Source organism: Phaeobacter italicus, assembly GCF_001258055.1.
GTDB classification, from domain to species: Bacteria; Pseudomonadota; Alphaproteobacteria; order Rhodobacterales; family Rhodobacteraceae; genus Phaeobacter; species Phaeobacter italicus.
This window is the reverse complement of the sequence record NZ_CVRM01000032.1, coordinates 261562-278011: the sequence shown is the minus strand read 5'-3', so window position 1 is coordinate 278011 and position 16450 is coordinate 261562. Positions and strand designations below refer to the sequence as shown.

The following is a 16450-nucleotide window of genomic DNA, read 5'->3' as shown; positions in this document are numbered from 1 at the left end:
GCGTCAGGCTTCGAGCGCGCGACGCAGCATTTCGACATCTTCGGCGATCTGGCCGTCGATTGTCTTCAGCTCTTCGATGCGACGCACACCGTGCATTACGGTGGTGTGGTCCCGTCCGCCAAAGCGACGGCCGATTTCCGGCAGGCTGCGGCTGGTCAGTTGCTTGCACAGATACATCGCCACCTGACGCGGACGCGCATAAGAGCGCAGACGCTTGGGACCGATGATGTCGGACATGCGGATGTTGTAGTACTCGGACACTTTGCGCTGGATCTCTTCGACGGTGATCTTGCGCTCTGATGCGCGCAGAACATCCGCCAGGCAGTCCTGGGTCAGCTCCATGTCGATCTCGCGACCCACAAGAGACGCAAAGGCAAACAGGCGGGTCAGCGCGCCTTCGAGAACACGAACGTTGGTGGAAATGCGGTGCGCCAGGAACTCCAGCACGCCATCGGCAATCCGCAGATCCGGATAGGTCTGCATCTGCTGAGCCACTTTGGATTGCAGGATTCCAAGACGCAGTTCGTAGTCGGTCGGGTGCAGGTCGACAACAAGACCACATTGCAGCCGCGAGCGAACGCGATCCTCCAGATCCTTGATCTCGCCCGGCGCACGATCAGCAGAGATGATGATCTGCTTGTTCTGGTCAACCAGCGCGTTGAACGTGTGGAAGAACTCTTCCTGGGTGCTGTCCTTGCCAGCGATGAACTGAACGTCATCGACCATCAGAACGTCAACCGAACGGAACAGGTGCTTGAAGTCCATCATCTTGCGTTCGCGCAGGGCCTGCACAAAGCGGTACATGAACTGTTCTGCCGACAGGTACAGCACGTTCAGTTCCGGATTGCGGTCCTTCAGCTCCCAGGCGATCGCGTGCATCAGGTGGGTCTTACCAAGACCGACACCGCCATAAAGAACCAGCGGGTTGAAGGTGACGGGTCCACCTTCTGCGACGCGGCGCGCAGCGGCATGAGCCAGTTCGTTGGGCTTGCCCACGACAAAGCTGTCAAAGGTAAAACGCGGATCAAGCGGCGCTGCCTGCAGCGTATCAGCCAGATCTTTGGCCGCAGCAGAAGGAGCTGCAGACCGTGCGCGCAGCGCCATGTCATCAGCAGCGTCCATAGGCGTTTCAACCACGTCAGCGACGTCAGACCGCCGTGCAGCAGGACGGGCCGCTTCATTCGCGGCGACCTTGAAGGCCAGACGCTGTACCGGCTCGCCGGACAGGTTGAATTCATGCAGGATCAGGTCAGCAAAGTTCTGGCTGACATAGTTCCCCATAAAGTTGGTCGGAACGTTGAAAAACGCGACGCCATCGTCGACGCGTGTAAATTCCAAAGGTTCAATCCACGTCGTGAAATTGTTTTGCCCCACGGTCTTCAACAAACGCTGTCTCAACCGTCCCCAGTTCTCTTCCATCATGCTGCGCCTCACGCATCCCAAAGTAGTAGCGGCCATTATTTGGCCTATTGTTTCATCCCCAGCCCGGCCCCAGGTCCAGGCAACGTTCACGCACAGCGGGAGTGTGTACTGACTCGCAGAAAGTCAGCACTGCCTAGTTTCAGGCATCGAGCAGGATCGCGTTTACTGTGACCGGCAAGGAAAACTGCAACGGTCACAAGACGAACCAAATACGTACACAATTGAGACAGGCCTGCCGTCCGAACTACGTTCAGAAAACAGCAGGAGCTCGGTGTCGGTTGATCATGAAAACCAACGTCACCAGAGCAAAGAGCACCCTTGAGTCCCATCAAGGATACCGCGAGCAGCCTGTCCCCCCAGCGAGTGAATCGCTGTATTAGTGGTAGCAATTCGGCGGGGGTCCCATCAACGAAACTATGATGTTGACTCAGGTATTGGGGATAAAGAATCTCCCTAGCCCGCTGAGCCCGCACAGGCTGTGACCAAAATGCAAAAGGCGCCGCAGAACGCGACGCCTTTGTGTTTTTTACGGCTTGTCGAAGGGCCCCTGAGCGCGGGTGCGATGGAATCAGCAGACGCCTTCGAAAGACTCGTTTTAGCCCAGTGCTTTGACCCGTGCGGTCAGGCGGGAGATCTTACGAGAAGCAGTGTTCTTGTGGTAAACGCCCTTGGAAACGCCACGCATCAGTTCAGGCTGAGCAGCGCGCACAGCTGCGGCTGCTGCTTCTTTATCGCCGGATGCGATGGCTTCTTCAGCTTTACGCAGGAAGGTGCGGATGCGCGAACGACGGGCTTTGTTGATGGCAAAGCGCTTTTCGTTCTGACGGGCGCGCTTTTTTGCCTGGGGCGAATTAGCCATGGTGTAGGACCTAACTTTGGTTTCGTGTTTTCAATAGGCGCAATGCCAGCCGAACCCGGATCCTGTCACCGGTGTGATTCTAGCCTGAGCGGGCTGCACGCGCATGTATGGCAGCGGGTACTAGCGGCAAAAGCGCAAGATTGCAAGCCATCGTGGCAAACCCGATAGGCGTACCACCTGTGTATCTGCCAGAGCCCCCCGCCAACGGGGACTCGCCCTGCTCCTTTCCGGATGGGCCCCCAAGAAAAAGGCAGGCGCCAGGCCTGCCCTTTCCAGTCTTGTAGAAGCACCCGCTTACTTGTCGCGGAATTGCGCCTCACGTTTTTCGAGGAACGCAGCCATGCCTTCCTTCTGGTCTTCCGTGGCAAACATCGAGTGGAACACCCGACGCTCAAACAACATGCCTTCGCTCAACGGCAGCTCGTAGCTGCGGTTCACGGCTTCCTTCGCCGCCATTGCGGTCAGCAGGGATTTCTCTGCGATCTTCTGAGCGGCGGCTGTGGCCTCATCCAAAAGCTTCTTGGCCGGAACCACGCGCGAGACCAGACCGGCGCGCTCAGCCTCCTCAGCGTTCATGAAACGGCCAGTGAGGTTCATATCCATAGATTTGGATTTACCGACGAACCGCGTCAGACGCTGGCTACCGCCCATACCCGCGATGACACCCAGGTTGATCTCAGGCTGACCAAATTTTGCAGTGTCGGCCGCAATGATGAAATCACACATCATTGCAACTTCACAGCCGCCGCCAAGGGCATAACCCGCCACAGCCGCGATGATCGGCTTGCGGATTGCGGCGATGCGGTCGTTGGTATCAGCAAACAGGTTGTTGGTGAAAACATCCACAAAGCTCATCTCCGACATCTCCTTGATGTCGGCACCCGCGGCAAAGGCCTTTTCAGAACCGGTCAGAATGATGCAGCGCACCTTGTCGCTGGCGTCCGCCTCTTCGAGGGCGGCGCAGAGTTCAGTCAAAAGCTCTGAGTTGAGCGCGTTCAACGCTTCGGGCCGGTTCAGTTTAATGAGGCAAACGTGGTCCTGCACTTCGACGTTGATCGTCTCATAGGCCATGATTTTCGCTTTCGATTGTTCCGTTCAGGGAAGAGTCATTATCACGGGACACATCGCGATCAAGCTATCTTTGGCATTTGGCGCAGTAGAATGACGAGCGTCCAGATTGGGTCACACGTGCGATCGTGCCATCGCATCCCTCGCGTCGGCACGGTTCCCCCTCGCGACCATAAACATCAAAGCTATGCTGAAAATATCCAAGTTCTCCATCGGCTTGGCGGAAATCCTTGAGCGAAGATCCCCCCGCCTTGATGGCGTCGCTCAGCACGTCCTTGATGATCGGCACCAGGCTCGCGACACGCGGCGCGGCGATTTGACCTGCCTTTCTTTTCGGCGAAATTCCCGCACGGAACAACGCCTCGCACACGTAGATATTGCCGAGACCTGCGATGATTCCCTGATCCAACAACGCCGATTTCACGGGCGTGTTGCGCCCTTTGAAGGCCGCGATGAGGTGGTCATCATGAAAGCCGTTGCCCAGGGGCTCTGGCCCCAGAACCGCCAGCAGCTTGTGCTGCTCTGCGGTGGCTGTTTCCAGCAGGTCCATCGCCCCAAATCGGCGCGGATCGTTGAAGGTGACGCGGGCGCCATTGTCCATGTCAAAGACAACATGGTCATGTTTCTGTGCCTGAGGGTGGTCGTGCACAAACTGACCCAGCGGATCACCCGACACGGTCATGCGTCCGGACATGCCAAGATGAATGAGCAGCGTCTCGCCGCTGTCCAGATCCGCAAGGATGTATTTCGACCGCCGCCGCAGCGCATTGACACGCCGCCCGCTGAGCCGTTCGGCCATGCGATCGGGGAACGGCCAGCGCAGATCCGGGCGGTTCACTGTTGCCTTTGTTATGACGGCCCCTTCCATCGCGGGTGACAATCCGCGGCGCACCGTCTCGACCTCGGGCAATTCTGGCATTACATCCCTCCTGACACTTGAGCGCACATGCCGGCACGAAGCTCCGCATTGTACCGCCCTCTCAGCGCCCTATAACTGGGGCGACACACAACAAACGGCAAGCCGCATGACCCAGAGATCTGAAAACACCACCCATTTCGGTTTTGAAACCGTGCCCGAGTCGGAAAAGGCGGGGCGCGTGCAGGGCGTGTTCAACTCCGTCGCGTCGAAATATGACGTGATGAACGATGTCATGAGCATGGGTATCCACCGCATCTGGAAAGACGCGATGATGGATTGGCTCGCTCCGCGGCCCGGCCAGCGGCTGCTGGATGTGGCAGGCGGTACCGGCGATATCTCTTTCCGCTTTCTCAAGCGCGCAGGTCACGGGCATTCCACTGTTCTGGATCTGACAGCACCGATGCTCGAGGAAGGCCGCAAGCGCGCCGAAGCCGAACAAATGGCGGATAGTCTGAACTGGGTAACCGGCGACGCCATGGCGCTGCCGTTCAAAGATAACACCTTTGACGTCTACACCATCTCCTTCGGGATCCGGAATGTGACCCGCCCCCAAGAGGCCCTGAACGAGGCCTACCGTGTGCTGAAACCGGGTGGTCGCCTGATGGTTCTGGAATTCAGCCAACTGCCCAACCCTGCGATGCAGAAGGCTTATGACCTCTATTCCTTCAACGTGATTCCGCGCATGGGTCAGGTCATTGCGGACGATTATGACAGCTATCAGTATCTGGTCGAATCGATCCGCAACTTCCCGGATCAGGACACATTCCTGTCGATGCTAAAGCAGGCCGGCTTTGCCAATGCCAAGTATCGCAATCTGTCGATGGGCATTGCTGCACTGCATTCGGGTTGGAAGATCTGATAGATGCGCGGTCCCCACAATATCGTTCGCCTGATCCGGACAGGCGCCACATTCGAGCGCACAGGTGCCATGCAGGTGGTGCTCGATGCGTTTGAGGCTCCCAAACCTCTGCGAATCCTGGCCCGCACCCTGGGCTGGCCGTTCAAATGGCTGGGCTACAAGGGGGATCCGTCCATGCCCCCGGCGACCCGTGCGCTGACGGCTTTGGGGCCTGCCTATATCAAGTTCGGTCAGGTCCTCTCGACCCGCCCGGATGTGGTGGGGCAGGACATGGCCCAACAACTACGTGTCCTGCAGGACCAGCTGCCTCCGTTTTCCCGCGATGAAGCAATCGCGCAGGTCGAACGCGAACTTGGTCAGCCGGTATCGCAGATCTATTCCGAGTTCAGCGAACCCATCGCAGCGGCATCGATTGCGCAGGTACACCGGGCCCGTCTGGTCGACAGTGGCCGTGAGGTGGCGGTGAAAGTCCTGCGACCGGGGATTGAGCGGGCCTTTAACAAGGACGTAGACGCCTTCTACTTTGCTGCGCGGATTGCCGATCTGTTTGCCCCTGGCGCCCGCCGTCTGAAACCGATGGATGTGATCGAGCATTTCGACGGTGTTGTTCAGGGCGAACTGGACCTGCGTCTGGAAAGCGCTGCTGCCTCCGAGTTTGCGGCGAACACCAAAGGCGACGAAGGTTTTCAATTGCCGGAGATCCTGTGGAACTACTCCGCACGGCGGGTCATGACACTGGGCTGGGCAGACGGGCTGCCGATCGGCGATAATGCAGCCCTGGACGCGGCGGGGCATGATCGGGCCGATCTCGCCCGTCGGGTGCTGTCGCTGTTTCTGCGCCATGCGCTGCGGGACGGCTATTTTCACGCCGATATGCACCAAGGCAACATGAAGGTCGCAGCCAATGGCGATATCATTGCCTATGACTTCGGGATCATGGGCCACATCGACGAATACACCCGCCGGGTCTATGCCGAGATTCTCTTTGGGTTTATCAAACGGGACTACAAACGCGTTGCCGAGGTCCATTTCGAAGCAGGTTACGTGCCTGCGGACCGCGATGTCGATGAGTTCGCCCGCGCCCTGCGAGCCGTAGGCGAACCCATCTTTGGCATGGACGCCTCTCATATTTCGATGGGACGTCTGCTGAACTACCTGTTTGAGGTGACAGAACGCTTTGGCATGGAAACCCGGACCGAGCTGATTTTGCTGCAGCGCACCATGGTGGTTGTCGAAGGGGTTGCCAGATCTCTGGATCCGCACATCAACATCTGGGAAACCGCCCGCCCGGTGGTCGAGGACTACATCAAGAAATCCATCGGTCCCCGTGCTGTGGTCAGCGACCTGCTGGAAACAGCAAAGGTCATGGCCCGTTTCGGCCCCCGCTTGCCGGCGCTGGTGGAACAAGCCCTGATCGCACAGAGCCACCTGTCAGACGAAGCAGCCAACCGCAAATCCGCACGCAGCTGGGTGGTGCCTGGCTTGTGCGGATTGGCTGTCGGACTTGCCGTGGCTTTTGCGGCCGTGGCGATTGGCTGACCTCTGTCAGCGCAGACGGTTCAGAACCGACAGAGACGGGTAGCCGTCGGGTGTCAGCCCGGCGGCCATTTGATAGGCTCGGAGCGCCGCTCGCGTACGTGGCCCGATCCGACCATCAACACCACCAGTGTCATAGCCTGAGCGCGACAGCCGTTCCTGCAGTTCCCGTCGCTCCTGCCGCGTCAGCGGACGGCTGTCTCGCGGCCAGTCTGCCTGTATTGGCGGGCGACCCTTCAGTCGGTCGCTCAGATGGCCAACACCGATGACATAGGCATCGGCTGCATTGTAACGCTCGATCACTGAAAAGTTGCGATAGACGAGAAACGCCGCGCCCTGCGCCCCTGCAGGCAATAGAACTGCGGCCTCGCCATGATCCGGCAAGGCGCCTCCGTCCACTGTGCGCAAACCAAGGCGCTGCCAATCCCGCGCCGGTTTGGTGATCTTGCGATCCGCCTGAGCGTAGTCAAACCCGGCCGGAAGCTGCACCTCGATTCCCCATGGCTGCCCCTTCACCCATCCAAAGCGTTTCAAGTAGGCCGCGGTAGACGCCAATGCATCGGTAGGGTCGTCCGACCAGATATCACGCTTGCCATCTCCGGTGAAATCAACAGCGTATTCCAGATAGGATGTCGGCATGAACTGCGTGTGACCCATCGCACCCGCCCAACTGCCAGTCATGGCGCGTGCACTGACATCACCGGACTGCAGGATTCGCAGCGCTGCAATCAGCTGACTTTCAAAAAACGCAGCGCGGCGTCCGTCAAAGGCCAGCGTGGCAAGCGAGCGGACAATATCCCTGCTGCCACGGAAATTCCCATAGTTGCTTTCCATGCCCCAAACCGCGGCGACAACCTCCTTGTCGACACCATATGTGGCCTCAATCCGTGCCAGCGTGTCATCATGATCGCGCAACGCGGCGCGTCCATTTTCAACGCGGCTGTCTGAAACCGCCCGCTCAAGATAGGTCCAGATCGGAGTAACGAACTCTGACTGATTGCCATCGCGTTTCACGATATCGGGGTCAAAGCGAACACCGGCCAGCGCACTATCGAGTGTTGCACGAGAAATGCCCGCTTCCTGCGCCCTGCCCCGGAACGCCGTCAACCACATCTCAAAGGCGCGCGCGGTTTCGGCGTCAACGGCTTCGCCATCAGGCTGAGTGCGTTCCGACGGGCGCGATTGCGGCCGCAGAGAGGTCGGAACAAGATCTGGCGTATTGCGCGCCAAGGCATGACCCGGCCGGGCAGCCGGGCGAAGGGAAACCTGTGGTGCAACAGCTACCTGCGAGGGAATCGCCCCCGCACCGGATTGGCTGGCATGGCTCGGGAATGAAACCATTCCCAAACCTCCCATACAAAGGGCCAGCGACAGCAATCGGGGCGGGCCAAGGCGCAAAGGCATCTTAAACCTCATGTTTTTATCTGCTCTGCAGAAGTCTACTTCCGAACAGATCCGACACAAAGCACCATGCAGAAGGCTGGCGGCACATTGCCGACGCCGCCAGTCTGGCCCAGCCTATTTCCGGCGCTTGCGCTCCACCTTGCGCTTGATCTTGCTGCGTTTGGCTTTTGCCTTTGTGGATTTTCGTTTCATCGACCGGCCCGCCGGGCTGCGGCGAGCACCACCGCCAACCGGCATCGGGTCGTCCCCGATCGCCAGGAGTTCAAGCTCCAGACCACCTGTGACTGGCGTCGCCTGGGCAAGACGCACGGTGACGCGTTGACCAACGGCAAGCGTCAGGCCCGTATCCGCCCCCATCAGCGTGCCCGCCTCTGCATCAAAGTGAAAAAACTCACGGCCAATGGAACGCACAGGAACCAGACCATCTGCCCCGGTTTCGTCCAGCTTCACAAAACAGCCAAACCGCGCGATGCCACTGATACGGCCTTCGAACTCATTGCCGACGCGCTCTGCCAGATAGGCGGCAAGGTAACGATCTGTCGTATCCCGCTCTGCCATCATCGAACGTCGTTCAGTGTCCGAAATATGGGTCGCGGTCTGTTCCAGACGCTCGATCTCTTGCGGATCAAGCCCGTCTTCCCCCCAGCCATGGGACGAAATCAGAGCCCGGTGTACGATCAGATCCGCATAGCGGCGGATCGGCGAGGTGAAATGTGCGTAGTTGCGCAGGGCCAGGCCAAAGTGACCGAAATTCTCGACGTTGTAATACGCCTGCTGCATGGAGCGAAGGGTCGAAATGTTGATGAGCTCTGCATCATCAGTACCGGCTGCCCCATTCAGCAGAGCATTAAGATGCCGAGTCTGAAGAACCTGCCCCTTGGCCAGCGACAGACCGGCGGCGCGGGCTGTCTCTCGCAGGGCATCCAGTTTTTCTGGTGCGGGCTCCTCGTGAACACGAAACAACAGCGGGGTGCGCTTTTTGATCAGCGTTTCCGCTGCAGCCACATTGGCCAGGATCATGAACTCTTCGATGAGCTTATGCGCATCCAGCCGGTCCCGGAAGTTCACTGAAACGACATTGCCTTTTTCATCCAGAACGATTTTGCGTTCCGGCAGATCAAGATCCAGCGGCTGCCTGTCGGCACGCGCTTTGACCAGCGCGGCATAGGCGGCATAAAGCGGCTTGATAACAGGCTCTAAGAAAGGCTCTGTCCGTTCCGTTGGCATTCCATCCATTGCCTCCTGGACTTCGCCGTAGTGCAGAGATGCAGCAGACCGCATCAGGCCCCGCACAAACCGATGGCCAATTTTGTTGCCGTCCGCGTCGATCTGCATGCGCACGGCAACACAGGCCCGTGGCACGCCCTCGTGCAGACTGCACAGATCACCTGACAACCGATCGGGCAGCATGGGGACAACGCGGTCGGGGAAATAGCTGGAGTTACCCCGCTTTCGGGCTTCCCGGTCGAGCGCGGTGCCGGGGCGCACATAGGCCGCCACATCGGCAATCGCGACCCAGATTACATGACCACCGGGGTTCTTTGGGTCATCATCGGCATGGGCGTAGCAGGCATCGTCATGGTCGCGCGCATCTGCCGGATCAATGGTGATCAACGGCATGTCCCGCAGATCCTCACGCCCTTTCAACCCCATCGGCTTGGCGGCATCAGCTTCGGCTATCACGGTGTCCGGGAAATGGTCGGGAATGCCGTGCTGATGAATGGCGATCAGCGAAACGGCCTTTGGCGCGGATGGGTCGCCCAACCGCTCGACCACACGTGCCCGCGGCAGGCCAAGGCGGGTCTTGGGGCCAGCTTGTTCGGCTTCAACCAATTCACCGTCGCGGGCCCCGTGGGTCGCGTTCTCTGCGACCGTCCATTCGGTGGAGGCCGCCTTGTCGATGGGAACAATTCGTCCGCCTTCGTCATGGCGGCGGAAAATCCCGATCACCCGCCGCGGGTTTGTTCCCACCCGCCGGATCAGCCTGGCTTCGTAGTGATAGTCCGCATCCTGCACCAGCGTCAGACGTGCCAGGATCCGATCCCCTTCGCCCAGGGCCGGGTCCGATGCACGCGGCAGGACCAGAACAACAGGTTCCACACCCTCTCCGTGCCATTCGAGCGGCCGGGCAAACAGATCGCCATTGTCATCCGGCCCTTTCACCATCAGCACGGAAACGGGCGGCAAGCGATCAGGATCGCGATATGTCTTCTTGCGCTTTTCCAGATGCCCTTCGGCCTCCAGCTCTTTCAGGATCCGCTTGAGGTCGATCCGGTCTGAGCCTTTGATGCCGAAAGCTTTGGCAATGTCGCGTTTGGAATTGTGAGTCGGATGGGCTGAAATCCATTCGAGGATTTCGGCCTTGGAAGGAATACGGGTCATAGATCTGAGCTACCACGCCCAGCGCGGAAGGTCATCGTGAAAAGCGCGCGATCCCACTCCGGACCGCGCGCTGTTCAGAAAATGATCAGGGGCTGAACCCGCCCCTTAGTCGGCGGCGAAATAGTCATTCAGGATGCGGGAATAGATCGCCTTGAGCTGATGGATCTGATCGATGTCCACCCGCTCGTCCACCTGATGCATGGTTTTCCCGACCAGACCGATTTCGACCACGGGACAATGCGATTTGATGAACCGCGCATCGGATGTTCCACCGGTTGTCGACAGTTCGGGCATCCGGCCGGTCTCGGCCTTCACTGCTGCGGCGACAAGATCGGACAGCGCGCCGGGCGGGGTGATAAAACTCTCGCCAGAGATCTTGACCGTCATGTCGATCGTCACGCCGAAGGCCTCGGCCACCTTATCCGCCTCTGCCCGCAGCCACGCGCTCAGATCCGCACCAGTGTGAGCATCGTTGAATCGGATATTCACGGTCGAGCGCGCCTGCGCGGGAATCACATTTGTTGCGGGATTGCCGGTATCGATGGTGACGACGGCCAGGGTTGACGCATCAAAATGTTCTGTTCCCTGATCCAGTTCGTGACTCGCCAACCGGTCCATGAGACGGGCCATCGCGTTGAGCGGGTTATTGGCGCGATGCGGATAGGCAGAGTGCCCCTGAACACCGGTTACCGTAAACCAGGCAGACAACGACCCGCGGCGGCCGATCTTGATCATTTCACCCATCTCATTCGGGCAGGTCGGCTCTCCCACTAGGCAGACAGACATCCGTTCGCCCTCTGCCGCCATCTGGTCGAGTATCGCGGTGGTGCCGTCGATGGCGTCCCCCTCTTCATCCCCGGTGATTGTGATGAGAACGGCGCCCTCGGGAGGGGTCGTGCGGACATAATCCACCGCGGCGGCGACAAAGGCCGCAACGCCCGATTTCATGTCGGTTGCGCCCCGCCCATACATGAAGCCATCCTTTTCCTCGGCCCCGAAAGGATCCACGGTCCAGGCTGCGGCATCACCGATTGGCACCACATCCGTATGGCCATTGAAACCCATGGTTTTGGGATGCGCCTTGTCGCCCCACCGCGCAATGAGATTGCTGACCTCGCCGCGATCCGCGCGGCTGCATTCGAATCCGGCCTCTGACAGAAGTTTCTCCAACAGAACCAATGCGCCGCCTTCCTCCGGGGTGACTGAGGCACAGCGGATCAAATCAGCAGTGAGCTGTTGCGGGTCGAGCGGCTGAAAGTCGGTGGAATTGGTCATTGGGCTCTCCGGTTGTCTGGCCCTTGGCTAACGCGGTTTGAAGCGCGGTGCAAACCCGCTGCTCCGCAAGCTGTTACGGAGTTTGTGGCGCAAATACCGCGGCTGCAGGCATTAATTTGCCGCAAACCGACCCAAAGACGGACAGAAAGCTACGGAAAATGTTAACCAGGTCTTAACAATAACTCGAGGCAGAGCATCAGAGTCCGCAAGACCACCGCAAAAAGCGGGGCGCGGAGACAGGCAGTTCCAACCGGCACCACCGCTGTTTCGGCAGCTGGGCCGTTCTATCCCTGTTCATCTGATCGCTGACGCCTCTCGTGACTGAGATGGGGCAGACGCATGGTTGCGGCATCCGAGCTGACATATGACATAAACGCCACTGCGGTGCAGATGGCTGAAACCATCTTTGGAGATGGCGTACAGGTCGTCAATGCCACCTACACCGGCGACACCCGCGCCTCTGCCATCTACTCAAACGGGGATGCCATCGCACCGGGGGCCACACCTGCGGATACCGGCATTATCCTGTCCACGGGGCAGGCCAGCGCCTTTACCAACTCCAGTGGTCAGGCAAACCAATCCAGCAACACAACAACTGCCAGCAATGGTCCAAACGGCGACCCGACATTCAACGCTGCAGCAGGTGGCGTGCAGACCTATGACGCATCCTATCTGGATGTGACGTTTGTCCCTGATTCCGACACCATGACGCTGCAGTTTGTCTTCGCTTCTGAGGAATACCCGGAATATCAGGACTCCGTCTTTCAGGATTTCGTGGGTGTCTGGGTCAACGGCCAGATGGTCGATCTGGAGTTCGGCAACGGGGACACAGACCCCGGAAACGTGAACTCCGGCAACAACTCCAACCTCTATCTCGACAACTCAAACAGCGATTACAACACAGAGATGGACGGTCTGACCGTCACCATGACACTGACCATGCAGGTCGATCCGGGTGTCGAAAATACGATTCGGATCGGCATCGCAGATGTGTCGGACGGCAGCTACGACAGTAACTTGCTGATCGCCGCCGATTCCGCACAAACAAGTGTAATCGCCAACACCGATATCGCCCATGTTGCGCCGAACGAAACCAAGGTGATCGACGTTCTGGCCAATGACACCAATTCGTCCAACAGCACATTGACCGTCACCCATATCAACGGCGTCGCCGTTGTGGCCGGGGACACCGTCACCCTTGGGACGGGCCAGCAAGTGCAGTTGAATGCTGATGGCACCCTCACCTTGATAGGCGATGGCGACGCCGAGGACTTTACTTTCAGCTACACGGCAAGCAACGGCACCAACAGCGACGTTGGCTACGTCGAGGCAAGCACCATCCCCTGTTTTGTCGCGGGTAGCCGCATTCTGACGGACCGGGGGCAGATCCCGGTCGAGGAGTTGCGCGTTGGCGATCTGGTGTTGACCCGCGATGCAGGCCTACAGCCCATTCGCTGGATCGGATCCCGCAGTGTTGCTGCACAGGGTCGGCTGGCACCGATCTGCATTGCCAAAAATGCGCTCGGCGATCACGATGAGCTCTGGGTCTCGCCCCAGCACCGCGTCCTTCTGAGCGACGCGATGGCTGAGATCCTGTTTGGCGATCACGAGGTGCTGGTCGCGGCAAAGGATCTGACAAACGACCACTCGATCACCCGCCGCCCCGGTGGCTCAGTCACCTATTTCCACCTGATGTTTGACGACCATCAACTTGTCACCAGCGAAGGATTGGTGACCGAGAGCTTCCTGCCGGGCCCGCAGACCAGCAAGCACTTTGACCAAGATGTGCTGGAGGAACTGCAAACCCTGTTTCCGCAACTGGATCCGAGCACCGGCACGGGCTACGGTCCATCGGCCCGACCAAGCCTGCGCAGTTTTGAGGCACAGCTGCTCTGTGCAACCTTGGCTGGGCTTTGAGGGCATCATGAGCTGGCTGGCCACACGCAGCACCTGTGATACGCTTGTCGTCTACCATGACACAGGTGGTCTTGATGCGGCTCAGGGCGATGGTCTTTTGGTCAGTGGCAGCCTTTGCATTGATATCCTCAATGACGAAAGCCATAGCCCGGCCCCCTTGCTGCGCCTGTGCCAAGGCGGTGACTGGCCGCTTGATATCTGCCTGTCCCGCACAGCCAGCGGCGGTTTTCGGCTAAAGATCCAACAACCGGGTATCTCCATCTCGCGAGAGGTCGCGCCACGGTCGGCCAGCCAGCCGAACGCTCCGTCAAAAGTGGGCTTACCCACGCCGCCAACCGGGCCTGCCCGTTTGGTTTACGCTTGGCACGGTCCTGCCCGCTGGGGGCGTCTTGCGCTGCTTGGTCATACAGGCCACACCATTTCGGTCGCAGAGGTGAACGCACCGCCGCCGCTGCGGCTGAGTGATTTGCGCCGACTTTTGCGCGACCTTCCATCCGACGCCAGGCAGCAGGGTCTCTTGTCGGTCAGCCTCAGCAACCGCATCTTGCCGCTGGCGCCTTTCGCGGGCCTTGCGCCAGAGACACTGGTTGCGACACCTAGCGGGCCCACCCAGATTTCCCAACTCAAGCGTGGCGATCTCATCCTGTCTGAAACAGGCGACTACATCCCGGTTCTGCATAAACTCATGCGGCAGCGTCCGGCAGTCGGCCATGACACCCCCGTTCGGCTTCGGGCCCCTTTTCTTGGGCTCGACGAAGACATCACCGTCGCGCCATATCAGCAGCTGGTGGTGACGGGCAGCGATGTCGATTATCTGTTCGGCCGCCCGCAGGTGCGTGTCCCCGCGATCGCACTGAAAGGGACCGCCATCGCAACCCCGGTTTCAGCCGATCTGACCGAGCAGGCGGTCTTTACCCAGCTCGTATTGCCGCGCAACGAACGCTTTCTTGCTGCAGGAACCCCGGTGGAGAGCCTGTTTCTGGGCCGTCTGCGGCGCGATACTGTCGGTCTGAGCGCCAGCGCGGTAGCGCATATCCCACGCAGTGATCTCCCGGAACATGCCACCGATCCGACACCCATTTTGCGCAGCTTTGATGCCGCAGTTCTGGCAGAACGTCGCATCGCATGACCATGGGTGCTTGATCGGTGCAGACTGACCTTCTAAGGAATCTGGAACGTTCACACCAACAGGGTCTGTCAGCACGTTGCGCCGTCTTTTTGCACCCTTTTCACTGATCTTTGTGCTGTGGGGCACTTTTGTTGCGGCAGAGACCTTGACCGTCAGCACGGTCACCCGTCCGCCGTTTTCCATGCAGGAGATGGATCGCGACACCGGGTTTTCGATTGATCTGGTGCGCAGCCTGACCGACAGGCTCGGCTGGCGCTATGAACTGGTCCGCACTGAAACCTTTGGCGAAATGCTCGATCTGGTGCGCACGGGCCAGGTCGACATGGCAGCGGCCAATATCTCCATCACTGCTGCACGTGAAACAGAGATGGATTTCAGTCATCCGATTTTTGAAAGCGGGCTGCGGATCATGGTTGCAGCTGACGATGTACGTGCCCCATCCCTGATGCGGGTTCTGTTTTCTGCCGACCTGATGATTGCCATTGCCGTTGCTGTGGTTCTGCTGATGGGCGGGGGCATGATGATGTGGGGGCTGGAGCGCCGGGCCCAGCCCTATTTTGATCGCCCGCTCAAGGAAGCATGGTTCCCATCCTTCTGGTGGGCGCTGAATCTCGTGGTCAACGGCGGCTTTGAAGAACGGGTTCCCCGCACACCGATTGGGCGGGTGTTTGGCGTTGTGCTGGTCGTTTCGTCCCTGTTCGTGGTTTCGCTTTTTGTCGCAAAGATCACGGCGGTCATGACTGTCGAGGCGATCAGCGGCTCGATCAACTCTGTCAACGATCTGTATGACAAGGACGTCGCAACCATTTCAGAGTCAACCGCAGCACGTTTCCTGGAGCGCCGTGATATTTCCTACCGGGGCTACAGTGATCTGGCGACTCTGCTGCGTGATTTCGATCAGGGCCTGACCCGGGTAGTGGTCTTTGATGCGCCGGTACTGGATCACTACATGGAAAGCGACGGGCGCAAAGTGGGCCATCCGGTGGGACAGGTGTTCCTGCGGGAAGACTACGGTCTATTGCTGCCTGATGGCTCTGACCACCTGGAAGAGATCAATCGCGCCCTTTTGGCCATGCGCGAAAATGGCGAATACGACGACATTTACCGCAAGTGGTTTGGCAAGGCCCCATAGGCCGAACGGGACCCAACCACCGGATAGGTTCAGTGCAGCAGATCTGCGGCACTCTCTCCGTCGTCAAAGAACGGCGTCATCTGGGCAACGATAACCGCGTTCTCATCCAGGGCGCGCTGCATCAGCTCTCGCTCTTCATCCGAAATCTCGTGTCCCTCGGCCTCGCGCTCTTCCAGTGTGCCATACCCGGTCACATCCAGAGGGGCGGTGTCCGCCTGCTTCAGGATCGCAACCGTTTCACGTACGGCTTCGGCCTCGTCCACGCCTGAGGCATAGATCATCAGCGCAGCACCTGTTGCGCCTTTTGGCAGACCATCGCCATCCTTGCGACCAATCTGGACAAGGAGGGTGTAGACCTGCTGGCGGGAGATTTTCTTCTTTTCCATGCTGCCGCCATATCTCTGCCACATGGGTTTGGTCAATATGAACCAAGCACACAGCAGGTTTGCCTGCTGAGCAATACTGACATCTGCCGGTCAAAGAGGATGACGCTGGGGCACGCCAAACCGACGCACCAGATTAAACCTTTCCTAAATCCGGCACTGTTA

Annotated in this window: 13 protein-coding genes; 5 read left to right on the top strand and 8 right to left on the bottom strand. The window is 59.1% G+C overall.

Annotated elements, in window-relative coordinates; translation table 11 throughout:
- Nucleotides 1-3 precede the first annotated feature (3 nt).
- The 4 genes from dnaA to mutM form a co-directional block, all read right to left on the bottom strand.
- Nucleotides 4-1422: a chromosomal replication initiator protein DnaA gene (gene dnaA, locus NIT7645_RS14875; protein ID WP_050687426.1), complete on the bottom strand. Its 1419-nt coding sequence runs from the start codon at nucleotides 1420-1422 to the stop codon at nucleotides 4-6.
- Nucleotides 1423-2017: 595 nt separating this feature from the next.
- Nucleotides 2018-2281, bottom strand: a complete 264-nt coding sequence (rpsT, locus tag NIT7645_RS14870; protein WP_008560069.1) for a 30S ribosomal protein S20 — start codon at nucleotides 2279-2281, stop codon at nucleotides 2018-2020.
- A 294-nt stretch (nucleotides 2282-2575) separates the two neighbouring features.
- On the bottom strand, nucleotides 2576-3352 hold the full coding sequence (acuK, locus tag NIT7645_RS14865; RefSeq protein ID WP_008561096.1) for an acryloyl-CoA hydratase: 777 nt from the start codon (nucleotides 3350-3352) through the stop codon (nucleotides 2576-2578).
- 64 nt (nucleotides 3353-3416) lie between these two features.
- Nucleotides 3417-4268, bottom strand: coding sequence for a bifunctional DNA-formamidopyrimidine glycosylase/DNA-(apurinic or apyrimidinic site) lyase (gene mutM, locus NIT7645_RS14860; RefSeq protein ID WP_008559549.1), 852 nt, complete (start codon nucleotides 4266-4268; stop codon nucleotides 3417-3419).
- Between the two features lie 106 nt (nucleotides 4269-4374).
- Here mutM and ubiE point away from each other — a divergent pair, with 106 nt between their 5' ends.
- Together ubiE and ubiB are read left to right on the top strand one after the other, a co-directional pair.
- Entirely contained in the window at nucleotides 4375-5127 is a 753-nt protein-coding gene (gene ubiE / locus NIT7645_RS14855; RefSeq protein ID WP_008563044.1) for a bifunctional demethylmenaquinone methyltransferase/2-methoxy-6-polyprenyl-1,4-benzoquinol methylase UbiE, read from the top strand.
- A 3-nt stretch (nucleotides 5128-5130) separates the two neighbouring features.
- Nucleotides 5131-6666 carry a 2-polyprenylphenol 6-hydroxylase gene (gene ubiB, locus NIT7645_RS14850; RefSeq protein ID WP_046211521.1) on the top strand — a complete coding sequence of 512 codons (1536 nt, stop codon included), beginning with the start codon at nucleotides 5131-5133 and terminating at the stop codon, nucleotides 6664-6666.
- A gap of 6 nt (nucleotides 6667-6672) precedes the next feature.
- Here the strand turns inward: ubiB and NIT7645_RS14845 are convergent, their stop codons facing one another.
- The 3 genes from NIT7645_RS14845 to dapE form a co-directional block, all read right to left on the bottom strand.
- The gene (locus NIT7645_RS14845) at nucleotides 6673-8004 is read right to left on the bottom strand and encodes a lytic murein transglycosylase (RefSeq protein WP_050687425.1); all 1332 of its coding nucleotides are present in this window, start codon (nucleotides 8002-8004) and stop codon (nucleotides 6673-6675) included.
- 177 nt (nucleotides 8005-8181) lie between these two features.
- Entirely contained in the window at nucleotides 8182-10449 is a 2268-nt protein-coding gene (rnr, locus tag NIT7645_RS14840; protein WP_050674340.1) for a ribonuclease R, read from the bottom strand.
- 105 nt (nucleotides 10450-10554) lie between these two features.
- Nucleotides 10555-11724 carry a succinyl-diaminopimelate desuccinylase gene (dapE, locus tag NIT7645_RS14835; RefSeq protein ID WP_050687423.1) on the bottom strand — a complete coding sequence of 390 codons (1170 nt, stop codon included), beginning with the start codon at nucleotides 11722-11724 and terminating at the stop codon, nucleotides 10555-10557.
- A 339-nt stretch (nucleotides 11725-12063) separates the two neighbouring features.
- Between dapE and NIT7645_RS14830 the strand changes: the two genes are divergently transcribed.
- The 3 genes from NIT7645_RS14830 to NIT7645_RS14820 all read left to right on the top strand — a co-directional run bounded on the left by NIT7645_RS14830 (nucleotide 12064) and on the right by NIT7645_RS14820 (nucleotide 15902).
- Nucleotides 12064-13641, top strand: coding sequence for a Hint domain-containing protein (locus tag NIT7645_RS14830; RefSeq protein ID WP_050687420.1), 1578 nt, complete (start codon nucleotides 12064-12066; stop codon nucleotides 13639-13641).
- Between the two features lie 7 nt (nucleotides 13642-13648).
- Nucleotides 13649-14770, top strand: a complete 1122-nt coding sequence (locus NIT7645_RS14825) for a Hint domain-containing protein (RefSeq protein ID WP_074964262.1) — start codon at nucleotides 13649-13651, stop codon at nucleotides 14768-14770.
- Between the two features lie 76 nt (nucleotides 14771-14846).
- Nucleotides 14847-15902 carry a transporter substrate-binding domain-containing protein gene (locus NIT7645_RS14820; RefSeq protein WP_008559462.1) on the top strand — a complete coding sequence of 352 codons (1056 nt, stop codon included), beginning with the start codon at nucleotides 14847-14849 and terminating at the stop codon, nucleotides 15900-15902.
- A 29-nt stretch (nucleotides 15903-15931) separates the two neighbouring features.
- On the opposite strand, the gene NIT7645_RS14815 is transcribed toward NIT7645_RS14820, so the two are convergent.
- A complete protein-coding gene (locus NIT7645_RS14815) occupies nucleotides 15932-16288 on the bottom strand; it encodes a DUF8846 family protein (protein WP_046211542.1) in 357 nt (118 codons plus the stop codon).
- Between the last annotated feature and the right edge of the window lie 162 nt (nucleotides 16289-16450).

Bases quoted from the DNA above. Each gene is read 5' to 3' on its own strand.
- dnaA (WP_050687426.1), bottom strand. From the start codon at position 1,422: ATGATGGAAGAGAACTGGGGACGGTTGAGACAGCGTTTGTTGAAGACC.
- rpsT (WP_008560069.1), bottom strand. From the start codon at position 2,281: ATGGCTAATTCGCCCCAGGCAAAAAAGCGCGCCCGTCAGAACGAAAAG.
- acuK (WP_008561096.1), bottom strand. From the start codon at position 3,352: ATGGCCTATGAGACGATCAACGTCGAAGTGCAGGACCACGTTTGCCTC.
- mutM (WP_008559549.1), bottom strand. From the start codon at position 4,268: ATGCCAGAATTGCCCGAGGTCGAGACGGTGCGCCGCGGATTGTCACCC.
- ubiE (WP_008563044.1), top strand. From the start codon at position 4,375: ATGACCCAGAGATCTGAAAACACCACCCATTTCGGTTTTGAAACCGTG.
- ubiB (WP_046211521.1), top strand. From the start codon at position 5,131: ATGCGCGGTCCCCACAATATCGTTCGCCTGATCCGGACAGGCGCCACA.
- NIT7645_RS14845 (WP_050687425.1), bottom strand. From the start codon at position 8,004: ATGGTTTCATTCCCGAGCCATGCCAGCCAATCCGGTGCGGGGGCGATT.
- rnr (WP_050674340.1), bottom strand. From the start codon at position 10,449: ATGACCCGTATTCCTTCCAAGGCCGAAATCCTCGAATGGATTTCAGCC.
- dapE (WP_050687423.1), bottom strand. From the start codon at position 11,724: ATGACCAATTCCACCGACTTTCAGCCGCTCGACCCGCAACAGCTCACT.
- NIT7645_RS14830 (WP_050687420.1), top strand. From the start codon at position 12,064: ATGGTTGCGGCATCCGAGCTGACATATGACATAAACGCCACTGCGGTG.
- NIT7645_RS14825 (WP_074964262.1), top strand. From the start codon at position 13,649: ATGAGCTGGCTGGCCACACGCAGCACCTGTGATACGCTTGTCGTCTAC.
- NIT7645_RS14815 (WP_046211542.1), bottom strand. From the start codon at position 16,288: ATGGAAAAGAAGAAAATCTCCCGCCAGCAGGTCTACACCCTCCTTGTC.